The sequence below is a fragment of the Streptomyces sp. NPDC054849 genome, assembly GCF_053610945.1.
Map to the genome: position 1 here is coordinate 19,830 of NZ_JBSGZI010000053.1, position 21,393 is coordinate 41,222.

Annotated in this window: 15 protein-coding genes; 8 read left to right on the top strand and 7 right to left on the bottom strand. The window is 73.4% G+C overall.

What is annotated here, in order from left to right; all coding sequences use genetic code 11:
- Positions 1 to 7 precede the first annotated feature (7 nt).
- The 5 genes from trpM (at position 8) to lgt (ending at position 4,734) form a co-directional block, all read left to right on the top strand.
- Positions 8 to 220 (top strand): tryptophan biosynthesis modulator TrpM, encoded by a 213-nt coding sequence (trpM, locus tag ACWGIF_RS22455; RefSeq protein ID WP_453500013.1) that lies wholly within the window; start codon positions 8 to 10, stop codon positions 218 to 220.
- A gap of 200 nt (positions 221 to 420) precedes the next feature.
- On the top strand, positions 421 to 1,692 hold the full coding sequence (trpB, locus tag ACWGIF_RS22460; RefSeq protein WP_453500015.1) for a tryptophan synthase subunit beta: 1,272 nt from the start codon (positions 421 to 423) through the stop codon (positions 1,690 to 1,692).
- Positions 1,689 to 2,528 carry a tryptophan synthase subunit alpha gene (gene trpA / locus ACWGIF_RS22465; protein ID WP_453500017.1) on the top strand — a complete coding sequence of 280 codons (840 nt, stop codon included), beginning with the start codon at positions 1,689 to 1,691 and terminating at the stop codon, positions 2,526 to 2,528. The genes trpB and trpA overlap by 4 nt, the downstream gene beginning before the upstream one ends.
- A 110-nt stretch (positions 2,529 to 2,638) precedes the next feature.
- Complete coding sequence (locus ACWGIF_RS22470) at positions 2,639 to 3,631, top strand: DsbA family protein (RefSeq protein ID WP_453500019.1); 993 nt, start codon at positions 2,639 to 2,641, stop codon at positions 3,629 to 3,631.
- 86 nt (positions 3,632 to 3,717) lie between these two features.
- Positions 3,718 to 4,734: a prolipoprotein diacylglyceryl transferase gene (gene lgt, locus ACWGIF_RS22475; RefSeq protein WP_453500021.1), complete on the top strand. Its 1,017-nt coding sequence runs from the start codon at positions 3,718 to 3,720 to the stop codon at positions 4,732 to 4,734.
- Positions 4,735 to 4,967: 233 nt separating this feature from the next.
- On the opposite strand, the gene ACWGIF_RS22480 is transcribed toward lgt, so the two are convergent.
- From ACWGIF_RS22480 to ACWGIF_RS22510, 7 genes are all read right to left on the bottom strand, one after another.
- Positions 4,968 to 5,783 carry an HpcH/HpaI aldolase/citrate lyase family protein gene (locus tag ACWGIF_RS22480; RefSeq protein ID WP_453500023.1) on the bottom strand — a complete coding sequence of 272 codons (816 nt, stop codon included), beginning with the start codon at positions 5,781 to 5,783 and terminating at the stop codon, positions 4,968 to 4,970.
- The gene (locus ACWGIF_RS22485) at positions 5,780 to 6,973 is read right to left on the bottom strand and encodes a CaiB/BaiF CoA transferase family protein (RefSeq protein ID WP_453500025.1); all 1,194 of its coding nucleotides are present in this window, start codon (positions 6,971 to 6,973) and stop codon (positions 5,780 to 5,782) included. Before ACWGIF_RS22485 ends, ACWGIF_RS22480 begins: the two co-directional genes overlap by 4 nt.
- The gene (gene rbsK, locus ACWGIF_RS22490) at positions 6,970 to 7,881 is read right to left on the bottom strand and encodes a ribokinase (RefSeq protein ID WP_453500027.1); all 912 of its coding nucleotides are present in this window, start codon (positions 7,879 to 7,881) and stop codon (positions 6,970 to 6,972) included. The genes ACWGIF_RS22485 and rbsK overlap by 4 nt, the downstream gene beginning before the upstream one ends.
- Entirely contained in the window at positions 7,878 to 9,383 is a 1,506-nt protein-coding gene (locus tag ACWGIF_RS22495) for an ADP-ribosylglycohydrolase family protein (RefSeq protein ID WP_453500063.1), read from the bottom strand. The genes rbsK and ACWGIF_RS22495 overlap by 4 nt, the downstream gene beginning before the upstream one ends.
- A gap of 206 nt (positions 9,384 to 9,589) precedes the next feature.
- Entirely contained in the window at positions 9,590 to 10,735 is a 1,146-nt protein-coding gene (locus ACWGIF_RS22500; protein WP_453500029.1) for an ADP-ribosylglycohydrolase family protein, read from the bottom strand.
- 7 nt (positions 10,736 to 10,742) lie between these two features.
- The gene (locus ACWGIF_RS22505) at positions 10,743 to 12,188 is read right to left on the bottom strand and encodes an ADP-ribosylglycohydrolase family protein (protein WP_453500065.1); all 1,446 of its coding nucleotides are present in this window, start codon (positions 12,186 to 12,188) and stop codon (positions 10,743 to 10,745) included.
- Positions 12,189 to 12,916: 728 nt separating this feature from the next.
- Positions 12,917 to 13,903, bottom strand: coding sequence for an ADP-ribosylglycohydrolase family protein (locus ACWGIF_RS22510; RefSeq protein ID WP_453500031.1), 987 nt, complete (start codon positions 13,901 to 13,903; stop codon positions 12,917 to 12,919).
- Between the two features lie 247 nt (positions 13,904 to 14,150).
- Here ACWGIF_RS22510 and ACWGIF_RS22515 point away from each other — a divergent pair, with 247 nt between their 5' ends.
- From ACWGIF_RS22515 to ACWGIF_RS22525, 3 genes are all read left to right on the top strand, one after another.
- Positions 14,151 to 14,882, top strand: a complete 732-nt coding sequence (locus tag ACWGIF_RS22515) for a VIT1/CCC1 transporter family protein (protein ID WP_453500033.1) — start codon at positions 14,151 to 14,153, stop codon at positions 14,880 to 14,882.
- 373 nt (positions 14,883 to 15,255) lie between these two features.
- Positions 15,256 to 19,794, top strand: a complete 4,539-nt coding sequence (gene gltB, locus ACWGIF_RS22520; protein WP_453500067.1) for a glutamate synthase large subunit — start codon at positions 15,256 to 15,258, stop codon at positions 19,792 to 19,794.
- Positions 19,787 to 21,247: a glutamate synthase subunit beta gene (locus tag ACWGIF_RS22525; protein WP_453500035.1), complete on the top strand. Its 1,461-nt coding sequence runs from the start codon at positions 19,787 to 19,789 to the stop codon at positions 21,245 to 21,247. The genes gltB and ACWGIF_RS22525 overlap by 8 nt, the downstream gene beginning before the upstream one ends.
- Positions 21,248 to 21,393 lie beyond the last annotated feature (146 nt).

The window sequence follows — 21,393 nt, forward strand, 5'->3', positions numbered from 1 at the left end:
CGTACCCATGACCCACGACCGCCCCTCCGCCGGCACCCGACCCGGCCGCCGCGGCCTGGCCGGCGTGCCGGCGGCGCACGCGCCCCTGGCGCGCGGCTGCCGCCCCCGCGGCTGCCGCGCCCCCGCCCGGCGTGTCCACGGGCGGCGGGTCCGGTACGTGATCGGCTCCGAGCCCGGTCAGGTCAACGGCATGCGATGGCGCCGCGGAGGCGCGCTGTAACGAAGGCCGCCGGCCCGGTACGCGAGACGTACCCCGCCGCGAGGAGGCCTCGTACGGCCTGTGTCCCGGACCGACCGGATCCGGGCGCGGGCTGCCCGTACCGTCTGCGCGACATCCCCCAGCGGGGTGTGCGCGGCGCGGGCGGGCGGCGCAATACGGTGAAATCCACCCGCCGCATCGCACCCGTAGGAGCACTGGACATGTCCAGCGAGTTCTTCATTCCGGACCCGGAGGGTCACGTTCCGAACGCCGAGGGCTACTTCGGCGACTTCGGCGGCAAGTTCATCCCGGAGGCGCTGGTCGCCGCCGTGGACGAGGTCGCCGTCGAGTACGAGAAGGCCAAGGGCGACCCGGCCTTCGCGGCCGAGCTCAACGAGCTCATGGTCAACTACACCGGCCGCCCCAGCGCCCTCACCGAGGTACCCCGCTTCGCCGAGCACGCCGGCGGGGCGCGGATCTTCCTCAAGCGCGAGGACCTCAACCACACCGGCTCGCACAAGATCAACAACGTGCTGGGCCAGGCGCTGCTGACCAGGCGCATGGGCAAGACCCGAGTCATCGCCGAGACCGGCGCCGGACAGCACGGCGTGGCCACCGCCACCGCCTGCGCGCTCTTCGGTCTGGACTGCACCATCTACATGGGCGAGATCGACACCCGGCGCCAGGCCCTCAACGTGGCCCGGATGCGCATGCTGGGCGCCGAGGTCATCGCCGTGAAGTCCGGCTCCCGGACCCTGAAGGACGCGATCAACGAGGCGTTCCGCGACTGGGTCGCCAACGTGGACCGGACCCACTACCTCTTCGGCACGGTCGCCGGCCCGCACCCCTTCCCGGCCATGGTCCGCGACTTCCACCGGGTCATCGGCGTCGAGGCCCGCCGCCAGATCCTGGAGCGCGCCGGCCGGCTGCCCGACGCCGTCGCGGCCTGCGTCGGCGGCGGCTCCAACGCAATCGGCCTCTTCCACGCCTTCATCCCGGACGCGGGCGTCCGCCTGGTCGGCTTCGAGCCGGCCGGGCACGGCGTGGAGACCGGCGAGCACGCCGCCACGCTGACCGCGGGCGAGCCCGGGATCCTGCACGGCTCCCGCTCCTACGTCCTCCAGGACGAGGAGGGCCAGATCACCGAGCCCTACTCCATCTCGGCCGGTCTGGACTACCCGGGCATCGGCCCGGAGCACGCCTACCTCAAGGACGCCGGGCGCGGCGAGTACCGCGCGGTCACGGACGACGCCGCGATGCAGGCCCTGCGCCTGCTCTCCCGCACCGAGGGCATCATCCCGGCCATCGAGTCGGCGCACGCGCTGGCGGGCGCTCTGGACCTCGGCAGGGAGCTGGGCAAGGACGGCCTGATCGTGGTCAACCTGTCCGGCCGCGGTGACAAGGACATGGACACGGCAGCCCGCTACTTCGGGCTGTACGACACCGACGGGGAAGTAGCCGAGAACGAGTTTTCCGAGGGGGACGACAAGTGAGCGCCACCGACCGTGCAGCAGCGGGAACGGGCAACATCGAGCTGCTGAGCGCGACCCTCGCCAAGGCCAAGGCCGAGGACCGCGCCGCCCTGGTCGCCTACCTCCCGGCGGGCTTCCCGACCGTCGACGGCGGCATCGAGGCCGTCAAGGCCGTCGTCGAGGGCGGCGCCGACGTCGTCGAGATCGGGCTGCCGCACAGCGACCCGGTCCTGGACGGCCCGGTCATCCAGACCGCCGACGACATCGCCCTGCGCGGCGGGGTCAAGATCGCCGACGTGATCCGCACGGTCCGCGAGACGCACGAGGCGACTGGGGCCCCGATCCTGGTGATGACGTACTGGAACCCGATCGACCGCTACGGCGTCGAGCGGTTCACGGCCGAGCTGGCGGCGGCGGGCGGCGCCGGCTGCATCCTGCCCGACCTGCCGGTGCAGGAGTCCGCGCTGTGGCGCGAGCACGCGCAGAAGCACGGTCTGGCGACCGTCTTCGTCGTGGCCCCCAGCAGCAAGGACGCGCGTCTGGCCACCATCACGGCGGCCGGCTCCGGATTCGTCTACGCCGCCTCCCTGATGGGCGTCACCGGCACCCGAGAATCGGTCGGCAACCAGGCCCAGGATCTGGTGCGGCGCACCCGCGCCACCACCGAGCTCCCGGTCTGCGTCGGTCTGGGCGTCTCCAACGCCGTCCAGGCCAAGGAGGTCGCGGGCTTCGCCGACGGTGTGATCGTCGGCTCAGCCTTCGTGAAGCTGCTGCTGGACGCGCCGGACCCGCGGGCCGGGCTGGACGCCGTACGGTCGCTCGCGGGCGAGCTCGCAAAAGGCGTGCGCAGGAGCTGACGTGCGCGTTCGATCGAGGGCGCGGACGTCTGAACGGGTTCTGTAGCCCGATCGGGTGGAAGTGGGAGCGGGGAGGCACGCGAGTGCCTCCCTGCTTCGTTTGGCGGATCGTGAGCGAGAAGAACGACGGTGCGAACCGCGATGCGACGAAACGATCGGCCCGTGAGCGACTCCTCGTGGAGCGTGAGCGCCAGAAGACCCGGGACAAGCGCCGGCGGACCCTCATCGTGACGGCGGCGGTGGTCGGTGTACTGGGCCTGGCGGCCGTCGTCGGCGTGATCGCGGCCAACACCGGCAAGGGCGGCGCCGCCAAGGCGGGCCCGGTGGTCGCCCCCTCCGGGGCCACCGGCAAGGACGCCCTCGCCATCCAGACGGGCAAGGCCGAGGCCAAGTCCTCCCTCACCGTCTGGGAGGACTTCCGCTGCCCCGCCTGCAAGTCCTTCGAGGACCTCTACCGGGACGTCATCCACGACCTGGAGGCCAAGGGGCTGCTCAAGGTCGACTACCACCTGGTCACGCTCATCGACGGGAAGATGGGCGGCAGCGGTTCGCTGAAGGCGGCGAACGCAGCGGCCTGCGCGCAGGACGCCGGCAAGTTCACGGCGTACCACGACGTCCTGTTCCAGAACCAGCCGCACGAGCTCGACGACGCCTACAGCAAGAACGCCAAGCTGCTGGAGCTGGCCGGCAAGGTCGACGGACTGGACACCCCCGCGTTCCGCACGTGCGTGGAGGACGGCACGCACAACAGCTGGGTGGCCAAGTCGCAGGAGTCGTTCGTCGCCGGCGGGATCGGGGCCACCCCGACCGTGCTGCTGAACGGCAAGAACATCTACGCCGACCAGGCCAACCCGGTGACCCCGCAGAAACTGAAGGAGCAGGTGGAGGCCGCGGCCAAGGCCTCCGGCGGTTCCGAGGCCGCAGCCGGGACCGATAAGGGGGCGGCGAAGGCCACACCGTCGGCGAAGGCAGGGGCGAAGGCCTCGCCCTCCCCGTCCAGGGCCGCGTCCACGGGCTCCTCGACGGGCTCCTCGACGGGCTCCTCGACGCGCTCGTCGAACGGCTCGTCGAACGGCTCCTCGGACGGCTCCTCGGGGAACTGAGCACCACCGGTCCATGTCTGGATTTGGTTTCGTCTTGCCGGGCGGTTGCCTTCCGCACCGCCCGGCAGGGTAGCGTCAGCTCTGCCATGGACATTGCTTACATCCCCAGTCCGTCGACCGGCGTGATCCATCTCGGACCGATCCCGCTCCGCGGCTACGCGTTCTGCATCATCATCGGCGTCTTCGTCGCCGTCTGGCTCGGCAACCGGCGCTGGATCGCGCGCGGCGGAAAGCCGGGCACGGTCGCGGACATCGCCGTGTGGGCGGTGCCGTTCGGCCTCGTCGGCGGTCGCCTCTATCACGTGATCACCGACTACCAGCTCTACTTCGGCGAGGGCCGCAACTGGGTCGACGCCTTCAAGATCTGGGAGGGCGGCCTCGGCATCTGGGGAGCGATCGCGCTGGGCGCGGTGGGTGCCTGGATCGGCTGCCGGCTGCGCGGCATCCCGCTGCCTGCCTGGGCTGACGCCCTGGCCCCCGGCATCGCGCTGGCCCAGGCCTGCGGACGCTGGGGCAACTGGTTCAACCAGGAGCTGTACGGCCGGGCCACCGACCTGCCGTGGGCGGTCGAGATCAGCGCGGGCCCGAACCGGGACGCCGGGACCTACCACCCGACCTTCCTGTACGAGTCGCTGTGGTGCATCGGCGTCGCCCTGCTGGTGATCTGGGCCGACCGCCGCTTCACGCTCGGCCACGGGCGGGCCTTCGCCCTGTACGTCGCCGCGTACTGCGTCGGCCGCGGCTGGATCGAGTACATGCGCGTCGACGAGGCGCACCACATCCTGGGCCTGCGCCTGAACGTCTGGACCTCGATCGTCGTCTTCGTGCTGGCGGTCGTCTACTTCGTGCTGTCGGCGAAGCTGCGGCCGGGCCGCGAGACGGTCGTCGAGCCGGAGCCCTCCGGCGGGAAGGGCGGGGATGCGGCGGCTGCGGCCGAGGCGGACTCCGCCGCCGGGCCGAAGGACGCCGCGCGCGAGGACGAGCCCTCGGACACCGCGGCGAAGGTCGAGGCGTCCGTGGCGACGAAGGGCGACCCCGCCAAGGCCGATCTGCGCAAGGCGCAGCCGACCGAGGGTGACACCCCGGAGCCCGAGAAGCTCTGACCTGAACGCTCCGCAAGGGGGGTGCCGCGTACACCGCGGCACCCCCCTTGCGCGTGCGGTACCGCCATGCCGCCGGGCCGCCGGGCCGCCGTGCCCGCTGTCACCCGCATACGCGTCGCGTGGCGGACGCACGGCCGTGCCCGCCGGCGCCCCCGCAGTCGCGGAGGGTGCCACCCTCAGCCCTCGCGGGCGTGGGGCGTGGGGCGTGGGGCGTGCGCCCGCCCCGGCCCGGGTCAGAGCGTCGGGACACGCGCGGCGAGCGCAAGGGTGCGGTGCGCCGCCGCGACCACGGCCGGATCCACGAAGCGGCCGTCGGGCAGGGCCAGCGCCCCCGGGGTGGCCCGGGCCGCGCTCAGCACCTCCGCGGCGGCGCTCACCTCCTCCGGCGCCGGCAGATAGGCCTGCTCGATCACCGGGAGCTGCCGGGGGTGGATCGCCGCCCGGCCGAGGAAGCCGAGGGCGCGACCGCGGGCGCAGGAGACGGCCAGCGCCTCCAGGTCCCGGATGTCCGGGAAGACGGACTGGGCGGGGGGCGCCAGTCCCGCCGCGCGGGCGGCCACCACGACCCGCGAGCGGCACCAGTCCAGGCCCTCCTCCGCGCTGACGGCCAGGTCGGCCCGCAGGTCCGCCTCGCCGAGGGAGAGCCCGCGCAGGGCGGGGTGCGCGCGGGCGATCTCGTACGCGCGCTCCACGCCCATCGCCGACTCCAGCAGGGCGTGGAGGCTCACCCCGCCCGTGCGGACGGCGACGGCGGTGATCTGCTCCGGGGCGCTGATCTTCGGCAGCCGCAGCCCGGTGAGCCCCCGCAGCCCGCCGAGCGCGGTGAGGTCGGCGCCGCCCCAGGGGGAGTCGAGGGCGTTGACGCGGACGTGGACGGGCACCGGCGGCCGCTCGCCGAGCAGGTCGGCGGTGGCGGCGCGGGCGTACTCCTTGCGGGAGGCCGGTACCGCGTCCTCCAGGTCGACGATGACGGCGTCCGCCCCGCAGCCGAGAGCCTTGGCGACCACCTCCGGGCGGTCGCCGGGCGCGTACAGCCAGGTCAGGATCACAGGGCTCCTTCGCTCCGCAGCGCGGCGATCTCGGCCTCGGTCAGGCCGAGCTCGGTGAGGACCTCTTCGGTGTCCGCCCCGTGCGGGCGGCCGGCCCAGCGGATCCCGCCGGGGGTCTCGGAGAGCCGGAAGAGGATGTTCTGTATCCGCAGGGGTCCCAGCTCCGGGTCCTCGACCTCCGTGACCGTGTCGAGGGCAGCGAACTGGGGGTCCGCCATCACATCCCGCACGTCGTAGACCTGGGCGACGGCCGCCTCGGCGTCCTCGAACGCCGCGACGACCTCCTCCGCCTTGTGGCGGGCGATCCAGCCGCCGACCGCCTCGTCCAGGACCTCCGCGTGCCGGGCGCGCCCGGCGCCGGTCGCGAACCAGGGCTCGCCGATCAGCTCGGGCCGCTCGACCAGCCGCACGACCCGCTCGGCGATGGACTGGGCGGAGGCGGAGACCGCCAGCCAGCGGCCGTCGGCGCTGCGGTAGGTGTTGCGCGGGGCGTTGTTGGCGGAGCGGTTGCCGGTACGGGGCTGTACGTAGCCGAGCTGGTCGTACCAGAGCGGGTGCGGGCCGAGCACGCTCAGCATCGGCTCGATGATGGCGAGGTCCACGACCTGCCCGTGCCCGGTGCGGTCCCGGCCGGCGAGGGCCGTCATCACTGCGTACGCGGTGGTCAGCGCGGCGATCGAGTCGGCGAGCCCGAAGGGCGGCAGGGTCGGCGGCCCGTCCGGCTCCCCGGTGATCGCGGCGAAACCGCTCATCGCCTCGGCGAGCGTGCCGAAGCCCGGTCGGTGGGCGTACGGGCCGTGCTGGCCGAAGGCCGTGACGCGCGCCAGGACCAGGCGCGGGTTGGCAGCGGACAGTTCGGGCCAGCCCAGGCCCCACTTCTCCAGTGTGCCGGGGCGGAAGTTCTCGATGACCACGTCCGCGGTGGCGGCGAGGCGCAGCAAAGTGTCCCGGCCCCCGGGGGTGGACAGATCGAGGGTCATCGTCCGCTTGTTCCGGCCGAGCAGCTTCCACCACAGGCCGATCCCGTCCTTGGCCGGCCCGTGGCCGCGGGAGGGGTCGGGGCGGCCGGGGTGCTCGACCTTGACGACCTCGGCGCCGAAGTCGCCGAGCAGGGTGGCGGCGAGGGGCCCGGCGAAGAGGGTGGCGAGGTCGAGCACGCGGAGCCCTTGCAGGGGCCCGGCGGTCGTCACGAGGCGGCTCCGGGCTGCGTGGCGGCGAAGGCGTCGGTTTCGGCGCGGGCCGGCATCGAGTCCTGCGCGCCGGCGCGCTGGACGGAGAGCGCGGCCGCCGCCGAGGCCCAGCGCAGGGCCTCGGGCATCGGCCGGCCCTCGCCGAGGGCCACGGCCAGGGCGCCGACGAAGGTGTCCCCGGCGGCGGTGGTGTCCACGGCCCGCACCCGGGGCGCGGGCACGGAGAGCGGCTCCCGGCCGCGGGCGGCGTACAGGACTCCGGCCGCGCCGAGCGTGATCACCACCTCGGGCACGTCGTCCAGCAGGGCCTCGGCGGCCTGGTGGGGGTCGGTGAGCCCGGTGAGGGCGGCGGCCTCGTGCTCGTTGGGGACCAGGAGGTCGGTGGCGGCGAGCAGCTCGGCGGGCAGCGGCTGGGCGGGAGCCGGGGTGAGCACCGTACGGACGCCGTGCGCGCGGGCGGCGCGGGCGCCGGCGAGGACGGCCCGGAGGGGCAGTTCGAGCTGGAGGAGCAGGGAGCCGGCGGCGGCGATCCGGGACTCGTCGCCCGCCTCCAGGCCGGTGACGTGGGCGTTGGCACCGGGGATGACGATGATGCTGTTGCCGCCCTCGTCGTCCACGGTGATGTGGGCGGTGCCGCTGGCGCCCTCGACGGTGCGCAGCCCCGCCGTCTCGACCCCGGCCGCGGTGAGCGCGGAGCGCAGCCGTACGCCGAACTCGTCGGCCCCGACCGCGCCGATCATCACCACCTCCCCGCCGGAGCGGGCGGCGGCGACGGCCTGGTTGGCGCCCTTGCCGCCGGGGACCGTGCGGAAGGCCCGGCCGGTGACGGTCTCCCCGAGACGGGGGGCCTTGGGGACGTAGGCGACGAGGTCCATGTTCGTACTGCCGAGCACGGCGATGGCCGTCATGAGCGTGCTGCCTCCTGTGCGGTGAGGTGGGCGAGGGTGTCGAAGCCGATGCCGTCGAAGCCGGGGACGGTGGTGGCGAGGCGGTTCTTCAGGGGAGCCGTCCAGCGGTGTGGGAGGGCGTCCGGGGAGCCGGCGATCAGTCCGGCGAGGGCGCCGGCGGTGGCCCCGTTGGAGTCCGTGTCCCAGCCACCGGACACGGCGTGGCAGACGGAGCGGGTGAAGTCCCCGTCGGCGTGGGTGAGGGCGGCGGTGATCAGGGCGGTGTTGGGGACGGCGTGGACCCAGTGGTAGCGCCCGTAGCGCGCGTGCAGCCGGTCGGCGACGAGGTCGAAGCCGGGCGTGCAGCGTGCGGTGGCGATGGCGAAGCGGACGGCCTCGGCGAGGCGGGAGCCGGGTGGTACGACGGCCAGTCCGGCCCGGAGCGCGGTGTGCACGTCGGCGCGGCCGGTCGCCGCCTCGGCGGTGGCGGCGGCGATGAAGAGAGCGGCGTAGACGCCGTTGCCGGTGTGGGTCAGGGCGGCGTCCCGGTAGGCCTGGGCCGCAGCGGTGGCCGGGTCCCCGGGGTTGGTCCAGCCGTGGACGTCGGCGCGGATGAGGGCGCCGATCCACTCGCGGAAGGGGTTGTGGTGTGTGGCGGTGGCCGGCGGCTCCAGCCCGAGCAGGAGGTTGCGGTAGGCGATGCGCTCCGCGGTGAAGGTACGCCCGGCGGGCAGCTCGTCGAGCCAGAGGCGGGCGACGTCGGCGGTGGTGAAGTCCCTGCCGTGCCGCTGGAGGAGGAGCAGCCCCAGGAGGGGGTAGTTCAGGTCGTCGTCCTCGGGCATGCCGTCGATGTTCTCGGCGAGCGAGGTGGGGGCGGAGCGGCGGTTCCACGGGTACGCGGCGAGCAGCTCCGGCGGGACCCCTCGGGCGGTGAACCAGTCGTCCAGCGGCCAGTTGCCCGCCGCGCGGGCGAGGGCGCGGATCCCCTCCAGCGGCAGCTTCTCGACGGGCTTCCCGAGCAGACACCCGACGGCCCGCCCGAGCCAGGCGGCCTCCAGCCTGCGGCACAGGAAGGGATCCGGGCCGCGTCCCCCGGCGTCCCCCGCGCCCGCGCCGGCCGTGGCGGTACGGGGCTGCGCTCGCCGTGCGGCCCCCCGCGCCGGGGGCCGCACGGTGGTTCCGGTCCCGTCCGCGCCGCGCAGGGGCGGGACCTCGGGCCAGGTGGCACGGATGGATTCCCAGGAGTCCGGTTCGTCGGCACCGAGCGGGAGGGGGAGGGAGGCCAGCTCGTCCAGGAGGCGGGACGCCAGGGCGCGGAGCTCCGGTGGCGCGGGGGTGGGGGAGGCGCCGGCCCGTTCGGGAGCCGGGTGGCCGCCCGCCGCCACCCAGGCCCGCCGGGCGGCCCCGGCATCCCGGCCCTCCTCGGCTGCCTGCCGCAACTCGTGCCCGATCAGGTCCTCGGGCTGCGCCCAGGTCAGGCGTACGGGGGCGGGCGCGGGTGGCCCCGGGGACGGCCGGTCCAGGGCGGTGCGGGCGGCGGGGGCCGGCGGCACAGGCCGGGGACGGGCGGCGGGGGGACCCGGCAGCCGACCCCGGTCGTCCCCCGTCCCGGTGGGGACCGCGGGGCGTGGTTCCGGACCGGCCGGGGCGGTGGTGGGCGTGGAAGGCGCCGCAGGCCTGCGCGGACCGTGCGGGTCCGGGCAGGCCGGGGTGCCGGGCGGGGGCGGTGTCACCGAGGGTCCGCGATCGTGGTGAAGGCCGACTCGTGGGCCCGGCGGCGGGCCCGGTCCAGGGCGAAGATCTCGCGGGCCACGGCGGCCAGCGACCGGGCCGGGGCGTGCAGGTCGAGGCGGCTGGCCTCGGCGACCTGCTTGGCCCACACGGCCGGGACCACCGCCTCGCCGCCCAGAGCCCCGGCGATCGCCCCCGCCATGGTGGCGATGGAGTCGCAGTCCCGGCCGTAGTTGACCGCGCCGAGGACCGAGGCCTCGTACCCTCCGTCCGCGATCAGCAGCATGCCGAGGGCGATCGGCAGTTCCTCGATGGAATGGAGCCGGGACGGGCGGCGGGCGTCGAGCGAGGGGGTGCGGTAGTCCGGGCCGACCGAGTCGTACGGGGCCACCGCCGCCCGCAGCGGGACCAGCGCCGACTCGAAGTCCCGGTAGTCGGCGGCCACTTCGCGGACGGCGGAGATCGCGGCGTGCGTGCCGTCCTTGGCCAGGGACAGGACCGCGTCCACGACCGAGGCCGCCGTCGCCCCGGGCAGGCACGCGGCCGCCACCGCCGCCGCGAACACACCCGCCGCCTCCCGCCCATACGAGGACTGGTGCGCGCCGGCGATGTCCAGGGCTTCGGCGTACGCGCCCGCGGGGTTGCCGGCGTTGGCGATGCCCACCGGCGCCATGTACATCGCCGCGCCGCAGTTGACGATGTTGCCGCTGCCGGCCTCGCGCGGGTCGGCGTGCGCGTAGTGGAGGCGGGTGACGATCCACTTCTCCGCCAGGAAGATCCGCTGCAACGGCAGGGCCTCGGCCTCCAGTTCGGGGATCCAGCGGGGGACGGACATGAGGTCCGGGACCAGGTGCTCGGCGATCGCGTAGGCGTCGAGGTGATCCCGGACCGCCTCGTAGACCCGCACCAGCGCGTGCGTCATCAAGGTGTCGTCCGTGACGTGCCCGTCGCCCTTGTGGTACGGCGCGATGGGGCGGGCCGTGCGCCAGTTCTCGTACCACGGGCCGACGATGCCGTGCACGCGGCCGCCGTGCCGTTCCACGATCTGGTCCGGGGTCCAGCCCTCCACCGGGCCGCCGAGCGCGTCGCCGACGGCCGCTCCGACGAGAGCGCCCGTGGCCCGGTCCTCCAACGTGAGCGTCATGTCCGCATCATCCCTTCGGTGAGGTGAGTTCCGTGTGCGCGAGGAGCGCGGCGAGTTCGACGAGGTCGGTGCCGGCGAGGCGGGGGAGGGCGCAGCCGGAGAGGGTGCGGCAGGCCTCGCGCCACGCGGCGGGGATCGAGTCGCCGCCGCCGAGCACGCCGGTCAGTGCGCCGGCGAGGGCGGGGGCGGAATCCGCGACGCGGGACAGGCAGGCGGCGGCCGGGACGGCCTCGGTCACCTTGCCGCGGGCGGCGGTCGCGAGGGCGAGGGCCACGGGGACGGTCTCGGCGGCGGCGATCCCGTAGCTGTAGACGTGGTCCACGATCTCGTGTTCGAGGGTGGGGACGATGGCGAAGGCGCCGCCGTCCGTGTAGGTGCGGGCGAGTTCGACGGCGTGGCGGGCGTTGCGGCCGATCTCGGTGGCCTCGGGGAGCTGGGCCAGGGCGGCGTCCACGGCGGCGTCGACGTCCCCGGTGGTGAGGGCGGTGGCGATGGCGGCGGCCATGGCGCGGGCGCCGTGGACGCCGTCGCCGTCCTGGGTGTAGCGGGCGTCGAACTCGGCGAGGTCGGCCGCCGCCGCGGCGTCGCCGGGATGGACGACGGCGAGGACGCAGGCGCGGATGCAGGCGGCGTCGTCGAAGTAGTGCGGGTTGTCGTGGCCGGTGGCGGGCGGGCGCAGGCCGGCGGCGAGATTGCCGAGGCCGGCGCGGACGGAGATCCGGGCCCGGAGGGGGAGGACGGCGGACTCGACCTCGGGTGCGCGTTCCGCCGCCGCGGCGACCTCGGAGGCGAGGGCGTTCCACGCGAGGTCGATGGCGGCGCGCATCCTTCTCGACCGGCTGAGGTCGGAGAGCAGGACGCCGGCGGCGGTGAGGACGGACTCGGCGGCGAACGCGGCCCATTCGGCGTCGTCGGACGGGCCCAGGCGCAGCGGTTCGGGAGGCTGGTTGAGGGCGATGGGGACGGGGAGGGTGGTGGTGGCGTTCTGCTCGGCGAAGGTGTCGAGCTCGCGGGTGAGGCGGCGGGTCCACTCGGGCATCCGGCTGGCGCGGTGGCGGGCGGCGGGCCAGCCGGCGGCGTCGCCCGCGGCGAGCCCGAGGAGGAGTCCCTCGATGCGGCGTCTCCCCGCCGGCGCCGGGGCCCCTGCGGGGGGCTCGCCGGTCCGTTCGACGGCAGGGGCGGGCGTACGGGGTTCCGCGCGCAGGATGCCGAGCCCGCCGCCGGGGGCTGCGGTGACCCGGGCCACGGCCCGGATCCCGGCCGTGGCGGGAGGGGGCTCCGGGCGTGGGCCGGCCGGTGGCAGGGCGGGGGCGGAGATCTCCCCCACCCCGCCCCTTCCCGAAACCAGGGGCAGGCCCCTGCACCCCGGCTCTGCCGCCGGCCCGGCCGACGCGGCGCGCGCCCACCCCCCGAACCCCGATCCCCCTCCAGGTCCGCCCAGGCCGGGAGCCATCCCTGCCGGTGCGTCGGCCAGGCCCGACAGGAGGCCGGCCATGCCTGCCGGGCTGGTGATCATGCCTGCCGGGAAGGCGGCCGGACCTGCCGCGAGGGCGGCTGAGCCCGCCGGGGCGTCGGCCAGGCCCGGCGGGCTCGTCGTGTATGCCGCGACGGCGTCCATGCCTGTGGGGAGGGTGGCCGGGCCTGTCGTGAGCATGGCCGGGCGTGCCGGGACGGGAGCCGGGCCGGACGGGAGGCTTGTCGTGCCTGCCGCGCTGGGGGCCGTCCCCGCCGGGCTGGTGGCCGGGTCTGCCGGGACGGGGGCGAGCCCTGGACGTGGCCTGGCTCCGACCGCGGTCGGCCCGCCCGCAGCGGGTCCGACCCCGGCCAGACCGGGGCGGGCCGGGACAGGGGCCATACCTGCCGCGGGGGAGGCTGAGCCCGTCGGGGCGACGGCCAGGCCCGGCAGGAGGGTGGTCGTGCCTGCCGGGAAGGCTTCCATGCCTGTGGGGAAGGTGGCCGCGCCTGTCGACAGCGTGGCCGGGCGGGCCGGGAGGGGAGCCACCCCTGCCGGGGCGGGAGCCGCTCCTGCCGGGAGGGGAGCCGCTCCCGTCGGGGCGGCGGGCGGGCCCGGCGGGAGGCTTGTTGGGGCTGCCGGGTTCGGGGCCGTGCCGGCCGGGGCGGCGGCCAGGGCGGCCGGGGCATGGGCCGGGTTCGGCGGGTGGCCTGTGGGGTCCTCCGGGGTCATCGGGGGGCCTCGTATTCCGGGGTGAGGAGGTCCGCGATGTCCAGGACGTGGTAGCCCCGCATCGAGGGGAGGCAGCTGCCGCGGACCGGGCCGATGGCCGCCGACCAGTCGGCGGGGATCGCGGCGGCGCCCGACATCGCGCCGGCCAGGGCGCCCGCCACCGCCGCCGTGGTGTCCGCGTCGCGGCCCATGTTGACCGCGGTCAGGACCGAGGAGGAGAAGTCGCCCCGGCACGCGGCGAACGCGCCGAACGCGAGGCCCACGGCCTCGGGGGCCAGGTCCGTCCACGGGTAGCCGCCGATGACGACCGCCGAGCGCACCGCCCGTTCGCCGCGCGGGGCGGCGGTGACCGCCCGGCGCAGGGAGCGGGCCGTCCAGGAGTCCGAGGGGATCACGGACAGGGCCGCGGAGACGACGGATGCCGGGCTGCCGCCGGCCATCGCCGCCGCGACGCCCGCCGCCACCGCCTGGCCGCCGTAGATCCCCTCCCCGTCGTGGCTGACCGTGCCGTCGATGGCGACGAGCCGGGCCGCCTCCGCGGGCCGGCCCGCCGCGAAGACGCCGAACGGCGCCGCCCGCATCGCCAGGCCGTCCGACCACGCGTGCCGGTGCTGGGCGGAGATGGGGGCCGCCAGCCCCCTGCGGAGGTTTTCGAGGGTGCCGCGCTCCGAGAAGCCCGCGCCGCGGAACGGGCCCTCGTCGAGGTCCGCGATCCAGTGGTGCCAGGCCCGCTCCACGTGGGAGACGGTGAGCGCCGAGCCGTGCCGGGCCAGGAGCAGCCCCGAGAAGATCGCGTACTCGGTGTCGTCCGTGCCCGCCGGGTCATCCGACACGAAGCCCTCGATGCGGCCCCATTTCGCCCGGATCTCCGACGGCTTCATGTTCTCCGCGGGGGCGCCCAGCGCGTCGCCCACCGCAAGTCCGAGAAGAGCGCCCCTGGCCCGTTCGAGGAGGACCTGCGGATTGCATGCAATCAGCTCCATGGCGCGCCTCTCCACTTGATGGGACTCATGATGAGCCCTTGGGGGATTTGTGCCATGGCATGTGGTTTGTCGCTCGTCGCAAAACACCCCGCACGCCTCGTCGTCACCCGGTCGCCGACCTGCAAAACCGCAGGTAAGTACGGCCTTCCTTGCTGGCGGGCGGCAGAAATCGTGCGTAGTTTCGAGGTGGTCAGGGGGATCTGGACGCGTCACGGCGTCCGTTGGCACAAATGGGGAGATACACCGCATGTCCATCATCGACATCGAAGCACCACTGCACACCGCGCACCGCGACAACCACACCCATCGCGACGTCAACGGTGGATGGCTGCGGCCGGCCGTGTTCGGTGCGATGGACGGGCTCGTCTCCAACCTCGCCCTGATGACCGGCGTGGCGGGCGGCGCGGTCGCCCCGCAGACCATCGTGATCACCGGGCTGGCGGGCCTCGCGGCCGGCGCCTTCTCGATGGCCGCCGGCGAATACACCTCCGTCGCCTCGCAGCGCGAACTGGTCCTCGCCGAACTCGACATCGAGCGTCAGCAGTTGCGCAAGCACCCCGTCGACGAGATGGAGGAGCTGGCCGATCTCTACGTCTCCCGCGGCGTCGAGCCCCCGCTCGCCCGCGAGGTCGCCATGCAGCTGTCCCGCGACCCCGAGCAGGCGCTGGAGATCCACGCCCGCGAGGAGCTCGGGATCGACCCCGACGACCTGCCCTCGCCGCTGGTCGCCGCCGTCTCGTCCTTCGGCTCCTTCGCGCTGGGCGCGCTGCTCCCCGTCCTGCCGTACCTGCTCGGTGCCACCGCCCTGTGGCCCGCCGTGCTGCTGGCGCTGGCCGGGCTCTTCGCCTGCGGCGCGGTCGTCGCCCGGGTCACCGCCCGGTCCTGGTGGTACAGCGGCCTGCGGCAGCTGGTCCTCGGTGGCGCGGCCGCCGGTGTGACGTACATCCTGGGAACCTGGATCGGCGGAGCCATAGGCTGACCGGCCTGGGAGTGAGACACTATGCGGACCGCAACATAAGTAGTCCATTACCCGGTGGTTTCGATTCCGTGTCCACCGGGCATCACACCAGGACTCCGGGCAACGATGCCCGCCCTGCACCGGGACCTTCGCCCTCGCGATACCTCCGTAAGCGCCGCGAAAGTCCCCTCTTTCTGCCTCGTGCAGTGTCCGCATGCTGGAACGGCATATCCGCTTCTCGGGATTGTCGTCATCATGTAATCTGCACGAAATTTCGCAGAGGGCCAACGTCGTCCCTCGGCTATGCACATATGCCACGACGACGACGGGAGAGCCGATGCGTTCCGCATCCACGCACTCCGCGACCGGCTCCAGCACCACCGCCTGGTCGCCCATGGACGGTCGCCCCGCCCAGCAGGGCATGTACGACCCGCGCAACGAGAAGGACGCCTGTGGCGTCGGATTCGTGGCGAACCTCACCGGCGAGGCCACCCACACTCTCGTTGAGCAGGCCTTGACCGTATTGCGGAACCTCGAGCACCGCGGCGCGACCGGCTCCGAGCCGGACTCGGGCGACGGCGCCGGAATCCTCTGCCAGGTGCCCGACGCGTTCCTGCGCGAGGTCGCCGGCATCGAGCTCCCCGAGGCCGGCGCGTACGCCGTCGGCATCGCCTTCCTCCCCGCCGACGGCACCGCACAGGCCGTCGCCGTGGAGCAGATCGAGGCCATCGCCGCCCAGGAGAACCTGACGGTCCTCGGCTGGCGCGAGGTGCCCGTCACGCCGGACCTGCTCGGCAACGGCGCCCGCGCCACCATGCCGGCCTTCTCCCAGCTGTTCGTCTCCAACGGCAGCACGGGCATCGAGCTGGACCGCAAGGCGTTCGTGCTGCGCAAGCGCGCCGAGCGTGAGGCCGGCGTGTACTTCCCGTCGCTCTCGGCCCGCACCATCGTCTACAAGGGCATGCTGACCACCGGCCAGCTGGAGCCCTTCTTCCCGGACCTCTCCGACCGCCGCTTCGCGTCGGCGCTCGCCCTGGTCCACTCCCGGTTCTCGACGAACACCTTCCCGTCCTGGCCGCTCGCCCACCCGTACCGCTTCGTCGCGCACAACGGCGAGATCAACACGGTCAAGGGCAACCGGAACTGGATGAAGGCCCGCGAGTCCCAGCTGGCGTCCGACGCCTTCGGCGACGGCGTGCTCGACCGGATCTTCCCGATCTGCACCCCGGACGCCTCCGACTCCGCCTCCTTCGACGAGGTCCTGGAGCTGCTCCACCTCGGCGGCCGGTCCCTGCCGCACAGCGTGCTGATGATGATCCCGGAGGCGTGGGAGAACCACACCTCGATGGACCCGGCCCGCCGCGCGTTCTACCAGTACCACTCCACGCTGATGGAGCCCTGGGACGGCCCCGCCTGCGTCACCTTCACCGACGGCACCCAGGTCGGCGCGGTCCTCGACCGCAACGGTCTGCGCCCCGGCCGCTACTGGGTCACCGACGACGGCCTGGTCGTCCTCGGCTCCGAGGTCGGCGTTCTCGACATCGACCCGGCCAAGGTCGTCCGCAAGGGCCGTCTGCAGCCCGGCAAGATGTTCCTCGTCGACACCGCCCAGAAGCGGATCGTCGAGGACGAGGAGATCAAGAACGAGCTCGCCTCCGCCGCCCCGTACGCGGAGTGGCTGGAGACCGGCGAGATCGAGCTGACGGACCTGCCCGAGCGCGAGCACATCGTGCACACCCACGCCTCGGTCACCCGCCGCCAGCAGACCTTCGGCTACACCGAGGAAGAGCTGCGCGTCATCCTCGCGCCGATGGCCCGTACCGGAGGCGAGCCGCTCGGCTCCATGGGTACGGACTCCCCGATCGCGGCCCTGTCCGAGCGCCCGCGGCTGCTCTTCGACTACTTCACCCAGCTCTTCGCGCAGGTCACCAATCCGCCGCTGGACGCCATCCGCGAGGAGCTCGTCACCTCGCTGCTGTCCTCGATCGGCCCGCAGTCCAACCTGCTGGAGCCGACCGCCGCGTCCTGCCGCAGCGTCACGCTGCCGTTCCCGGTGATCGACAACGACGAGCTGGCCAAGCTCATCCACATCAACGCCGACGGCGACATGCCCGGCATGAAGGCCGCCACGCTCTCCGGCCTGTACCGGGTCTCCGGCGGCGGCGAGGCGCTGGCCGCGCGGATCGACGAGATCCGCGCCGAGGCCGACGCGGCGATCGCCAACGGCGCCCGCCTGATCGTCCTCTCGGACCGCCACTCGGACGCCGAGCATGCGCCGATCCCGTCGCTGCTGCTCACCTCCGCCGTGCACCACCACCTCATCGCCACCAAGCAGCGCACCCAGGTCGGTCTGCTGGTCGAGGCCGGCGACGTCCGCGAGGTCCACCACGTCGCCCTGCTCATCGGCTACGGCGCGGCCGCGGTCAACCCGTACCTCGCCATGGAGTCCGTCGAGGACCTGCTGCGCGCCGGTACCTTCCTGTCCGGCCTGGAGCCGGAGCAGGCCATCAAGAACCTGATCTACGCGCTCGGCAAGGGCGTCCTGAAGGTCATGTCCAAGATGGGCATCTCCACCGTCGCCTCCTACCGCGGCGCCCAGGTCTTCGAGGCCGTCGGCCTCAACGACGAGTTCGTCGAGACCTACTTCAACGGCACCGCCACCAAGATCGGCGGCGCCGGCCTGGACGTCATCGCCAAGGAGGTGGCCGCGCGCCACACCAAGGCGTACCCGGCCTCCGGCATCGCCGCCACGCACCGCGCGCTGGAGATCGGCGGCGAGTACCAGTGGCGCCGTGAGGGCGAGCCGCACCTGTTCGACCCGGAGACGGTCTTCCGCCTCCAGCACGCGACGCGCGGCCGCCGCTACGACATCTTCAAGCAGTACACGGACCGGGTGAACGAGCAGTCCGAGCGCCTGATGACGCTCCGCGGCCTGTTCGGCTTCAAGAGCGACCGCCCCTCGATCTCCATCGACGAGGTCGAGTCGGTGGCCGACATCGTCAAGCGCTTCTCCACCGGCGCCATGTCGTACGGCTCCATCTCCAAGGAGGCGCACGAGACCCTCGCCATCGCCATGAACCAGCTGGGCGCCAAGTCCAACACCGGCGAGGGCGGCGAGGACCCGGACCGCCTGTACGACCCGGCGCGGCGTTCGTCGATCAAGCAGGTCGCCTCCGGCCGCTTCGGCGTGACCTCCGAGTACCTGGTCAACGCGGACGACATCCAGATCAAGATGGCGCAGGGTGCCAAGCCCGGCGAGGGCGGCCAGCTGCCCGGCCACAAGGTCTACCCGTGGGTCGCCAAGACCCGGCACTCCACCCCGGGCGTCGGCCTGATCTCCCCGCCGCCGCACCACGACATCTACTCCATCGAGGACCTGGCTCAGCTGATCCACGACCTCAAGAACGCCAACCCGGTCGCCCGCATCCACGTGAAGCTGGTCTCCGAGGTCGGCGTGGGCACGGTCGCCGCCGGTGTCTCCAAGGCCCACGCGGACGTCGTCCTCATCTCCGGCCACGACGGCGGTACGGGCGCCTCCCCGCTCACCTCGCTCAAGCACGCGGGCGGCCCCTGGGAGCTCGGTCTCGCCGAGACCCAGCAGACCCTGCTGCTCAACGGGCTGCGCGACCGGATCGTGGTCCAGACGGACGGCCAGCTCAAGACCGGCCGCGACGTGATCATCGCCGCGCTGCTCGGCGCCGAGGAGTTCGGTTTCGCGACCGCCCCGCTCGTCGTCTCCGGCTGCGTCATGATGCGCGTCTGCCACCTGGACACCTGCCCGGTCGGCATCGCCACCCAGAACCCGGTGCTGCGCGAGCGCTTCTCCGGCAAGCCCGAGTTCGTCGTCAACTTCTTCGAGTTCATCGCGGAGGAGGTGCGCGAGCTCCTCGCCGAGCTGGGCTTCCGTACGATCGAGGAGGCCGTCGGCCACGCCGAGCTGCTCGACACCACCAAGGCCGTCGCGCACTGGAAGGCCCAGGGCCTCAACCTGGAGCCCCTCTTCTACGTGCCCGAGCTGCCCGAGGGCGCGGTCCGCCACGCCCTGATCGAGCAGGACCACGGTCTGGAGAAGGCACTCGACAACGAGCTCATCGAGCTCGCCGCCGACGCGCTCTCCGCCGACTCCGCCGAGGCGGCCCGGCCGGTCCGCGCCCAGGTCGCGATCCGCAACATCAACCGGACCGTCGGCACCATGCTCGGCCACCAGGTCACCAAGAAGTTCGGTGGCGCGGGCCTGCCCGACGACACCATCGACCTGACCTTCACCGGCAGCGCCGGCCAGTCCTTCGGCGCCTTCGTGCCGAAGGGCATCACCCTCCGCCTGGAGGGCGACGCCAACGACTACGTCGGCAAGGGCCTCTCCGGCGGCCGGATCGTGGTCCGCCCGGACCGCGCCGCCGACCACCTCGCCGAGTACTCGACCATCGCCGGCAACACCATCGGCTACGGAGCCACCGGCGGCGAGATGTTCCTGCGCGGCCGCACCGGCGAGCGCTTCTGCGTCCGCAACTCCGGCGCCCTGGTCGTCTCGGAGGGCGTGGGCGACCACGGCTGCGAGTACATGACCGGCGGTACGGCGGTCGTCCTGGGCGAGACGGGCCGCAACTTCGCGGCCGGCATGTCGGGCGGCGTCGCGTACGTCATCGACCTCGACCCCGACAACGTCAACGTCGGCAACGCGGGCGCCGTCGAGGCCCTGTCCGACACCGACAAGCAGTGGCTGCACGATGTGGTGCGCCGCCACGAGGAGGAGACCGGCTCGACCGTGGCCGCGAAGCTCCTGGCCGACTGGTCCGTCGCGGCGGACCGCTTCAGCAAGATCATCCCGACCACGTACAAGGCAGTGCTCGCCGCCAAGGACGCCGCTGAGCTCGCCGGACTCTCGGAATCCGAGACCACGGAGAAGATGATGGAGGCGGCGACCCATGGCTGACCCGAAGGGCTTCCTCACCACCCCGCGCGAGACCGCCTGCTCCCGTCCCGTCGCCGACCGGCTGAAGGACTGGAACGAGGTCTACGTCCCGGGCTCTCTGCTCCCGATCATCAGCAAGCAGGCCGGGCGCTGCATGGACTGCGGCATCCCGTTCTGCCACAACGGGTGCCCGCTCGGGAACCTGATCCCCGAGTGGAACGACTTCGCCTACCGCGACGACTGGTCGGCGGCGTCCGAGCGCCTGCACGCCACGAACAACTTCCCGGAGTTCACGGGCCGCCTGTGCCCCGCTCCGTGTGAGTCGGCGTGCGTGCTCGGCATCAACCAGCCGGCCGTCACGATCAAGAACGTCGAAGTCTCGATCATCGACAAGGCCTGGGACAACGGCGACGTCACCCCGCAGCCGCCGGAGCGCCTGTCCGGCAAGACGGCCGCCGTCATCGGCTCCGGCCCGGCGGGCCTCGCCGCGGCCCAGCAGCTGACCCGGGCCGGCCACACGGTGGTGGTGTACGAGCGCGCCGACCGCGTCGGCGGCCTCCTGCGCTACGGCATCCCCGAGTTCAAGATGGAGAAGGTGCACATCAACCGCCGCATCGAGCAGATGCGCGCGGAGGGCACCAAGTTCCGCACCGGCGTCGAGGTCGGCCGCGACATCACGGCCACCGACCTGCGCAAGCGGTTCGACGCCGTCGTCATCGCGGCGGGCGCCACGGTCTCCCGCGACCTCCAGGTCCCGGGCCGTGAGCTGAACGGCATCCACTTCGCCATGGAGTACCTGCCGCTCGCGAACAAGGTCCAGGAGGGCGACTTCATGGCGCCCCCCATCACGGCCGAGGGCAAGCACGTGGTCGTCATCGGCGGTGGCGACACCGGCGCGGACTGCGTGGGCACCGCCCACCGCCAGGGCGCGGCCTCGGTCACGCAGCTGGAGATCATGCCGAAGCCGGGTGAGGACCGCAACGCCAACCAGCCCTGGCCGACGTTCCCCATGCTGTACAAGGTCACCTCGGCTCACGAGGAGGGCGGCGAGCGGGTCTACTCCGTCTCCACCACCCACTTCGAGGGCGACGAGGACGGCAACGTCCAGGCCCTGCACCTGGTCGAGGTCGAGTTCGTCGACGGCAAGCTCGTCCAGAAGCCCGGCACCGAGCGCGTCCTCCCGGCGCAGCTGGTCACCCTGGCGATGGGCTTCACGGGCACGGACCAGGAGAACGGCCTGGTCCAGCAGTTCGGCCTGGCGATGGACGCCCGCGGCAACATCGAGCGCGACGCCTCCTACGCGACCAACGTCGACGGCGTCTTCGTCGCCGGCGACGCGGGCCGCGGCCAGTCGCTCATCGTCTGGGCCATCGCGGAAGGCCGCTCGGCCGCCCGCGGCGTGGACCGCTTCCTGACCGGCAGCAGCGCCCTCCCGTACCCGGTCAAGCCGACGGACCGCTCGCTGACGGTGTAACCCCGGCAGTACCCCCGCCCTGCGAAGGGCGGGACCCCTCATACGGTCCGTACAACGGCGTGCGGAACTCCGACACCGCGCCCGCCATGTCCCCGACCAGGGATGGCGGGCGCGGTGGCGTTGTGTAGTCGTATCGATGCGTTCCG

Coding starts and splice junctions, on each gene's coding strand:
- ACWGIF_RS22505 (WP_453500065.1), bottom strand. CDS start 12,188: ATGGCTCCCGGCCTGGGCGGACCTGGAGGGGGATCGGGGTTCGGGGGG.
- ACWGIF_RS22525 (WP_453500035.1), top strand. CDS start 19,787: ATGGCTGACCCGAAGGGCTTCCTCACCACCCCGCGCGAGACCGCCTGC.
- ACWGIF_RS22500 (WP_453500029.1), bottom strand. CDS start 10,735: ATGACGCTCACGTTGGAGGACCGGGCCACGGGCGCTCTCGTCGGAGCG.
- lgt (WP_453500021.1), top strand. CDS start 3,718: ATGGACATTGCTTACATCCCCAGTCCGTCGACCGGCGTGATCCATCTC.
- trpM (WP_453500013.1), top strand. CDS start 8: ATGACCCACGACCGCCCCTCCGCCGGCACCCGACCCGGCCGCCGCGGC.
- rbsK (WP_453500027.1), bottom strand. CDS start 7,881: ATGACGGCCATCGCCGTGCTCGGCAGTACGAACATGGACCTCGTCGCC.
- ACWGIF_RS22510 (WP_453500031.1), bottom strand. CDS start 13,903: ATGGAGCTGATTGCATGCAATCCGCAGGTCCTCCTCGAACGGGCCAGG.
- gltB (WP_453500067.1), top strand. CDS start 15,256: ATGGACGGTCGCCCCGCCCAGCAGGGCATGTACGACCCGCGCAACGAG.
- ACWGIF_RS22515 (WP_453500033.1), top strand. CDS start 14,151: ATGTCCATCATCGACATCGAAGCACCACTGCACACCGCGCACCGCGAC.
- trpB (WP_453500015.1), top strand. CDS start 421: ATGTCCAGCGAGTTCTTCATTCCGGACCCGGAGGGTCACGTTCCGAAC.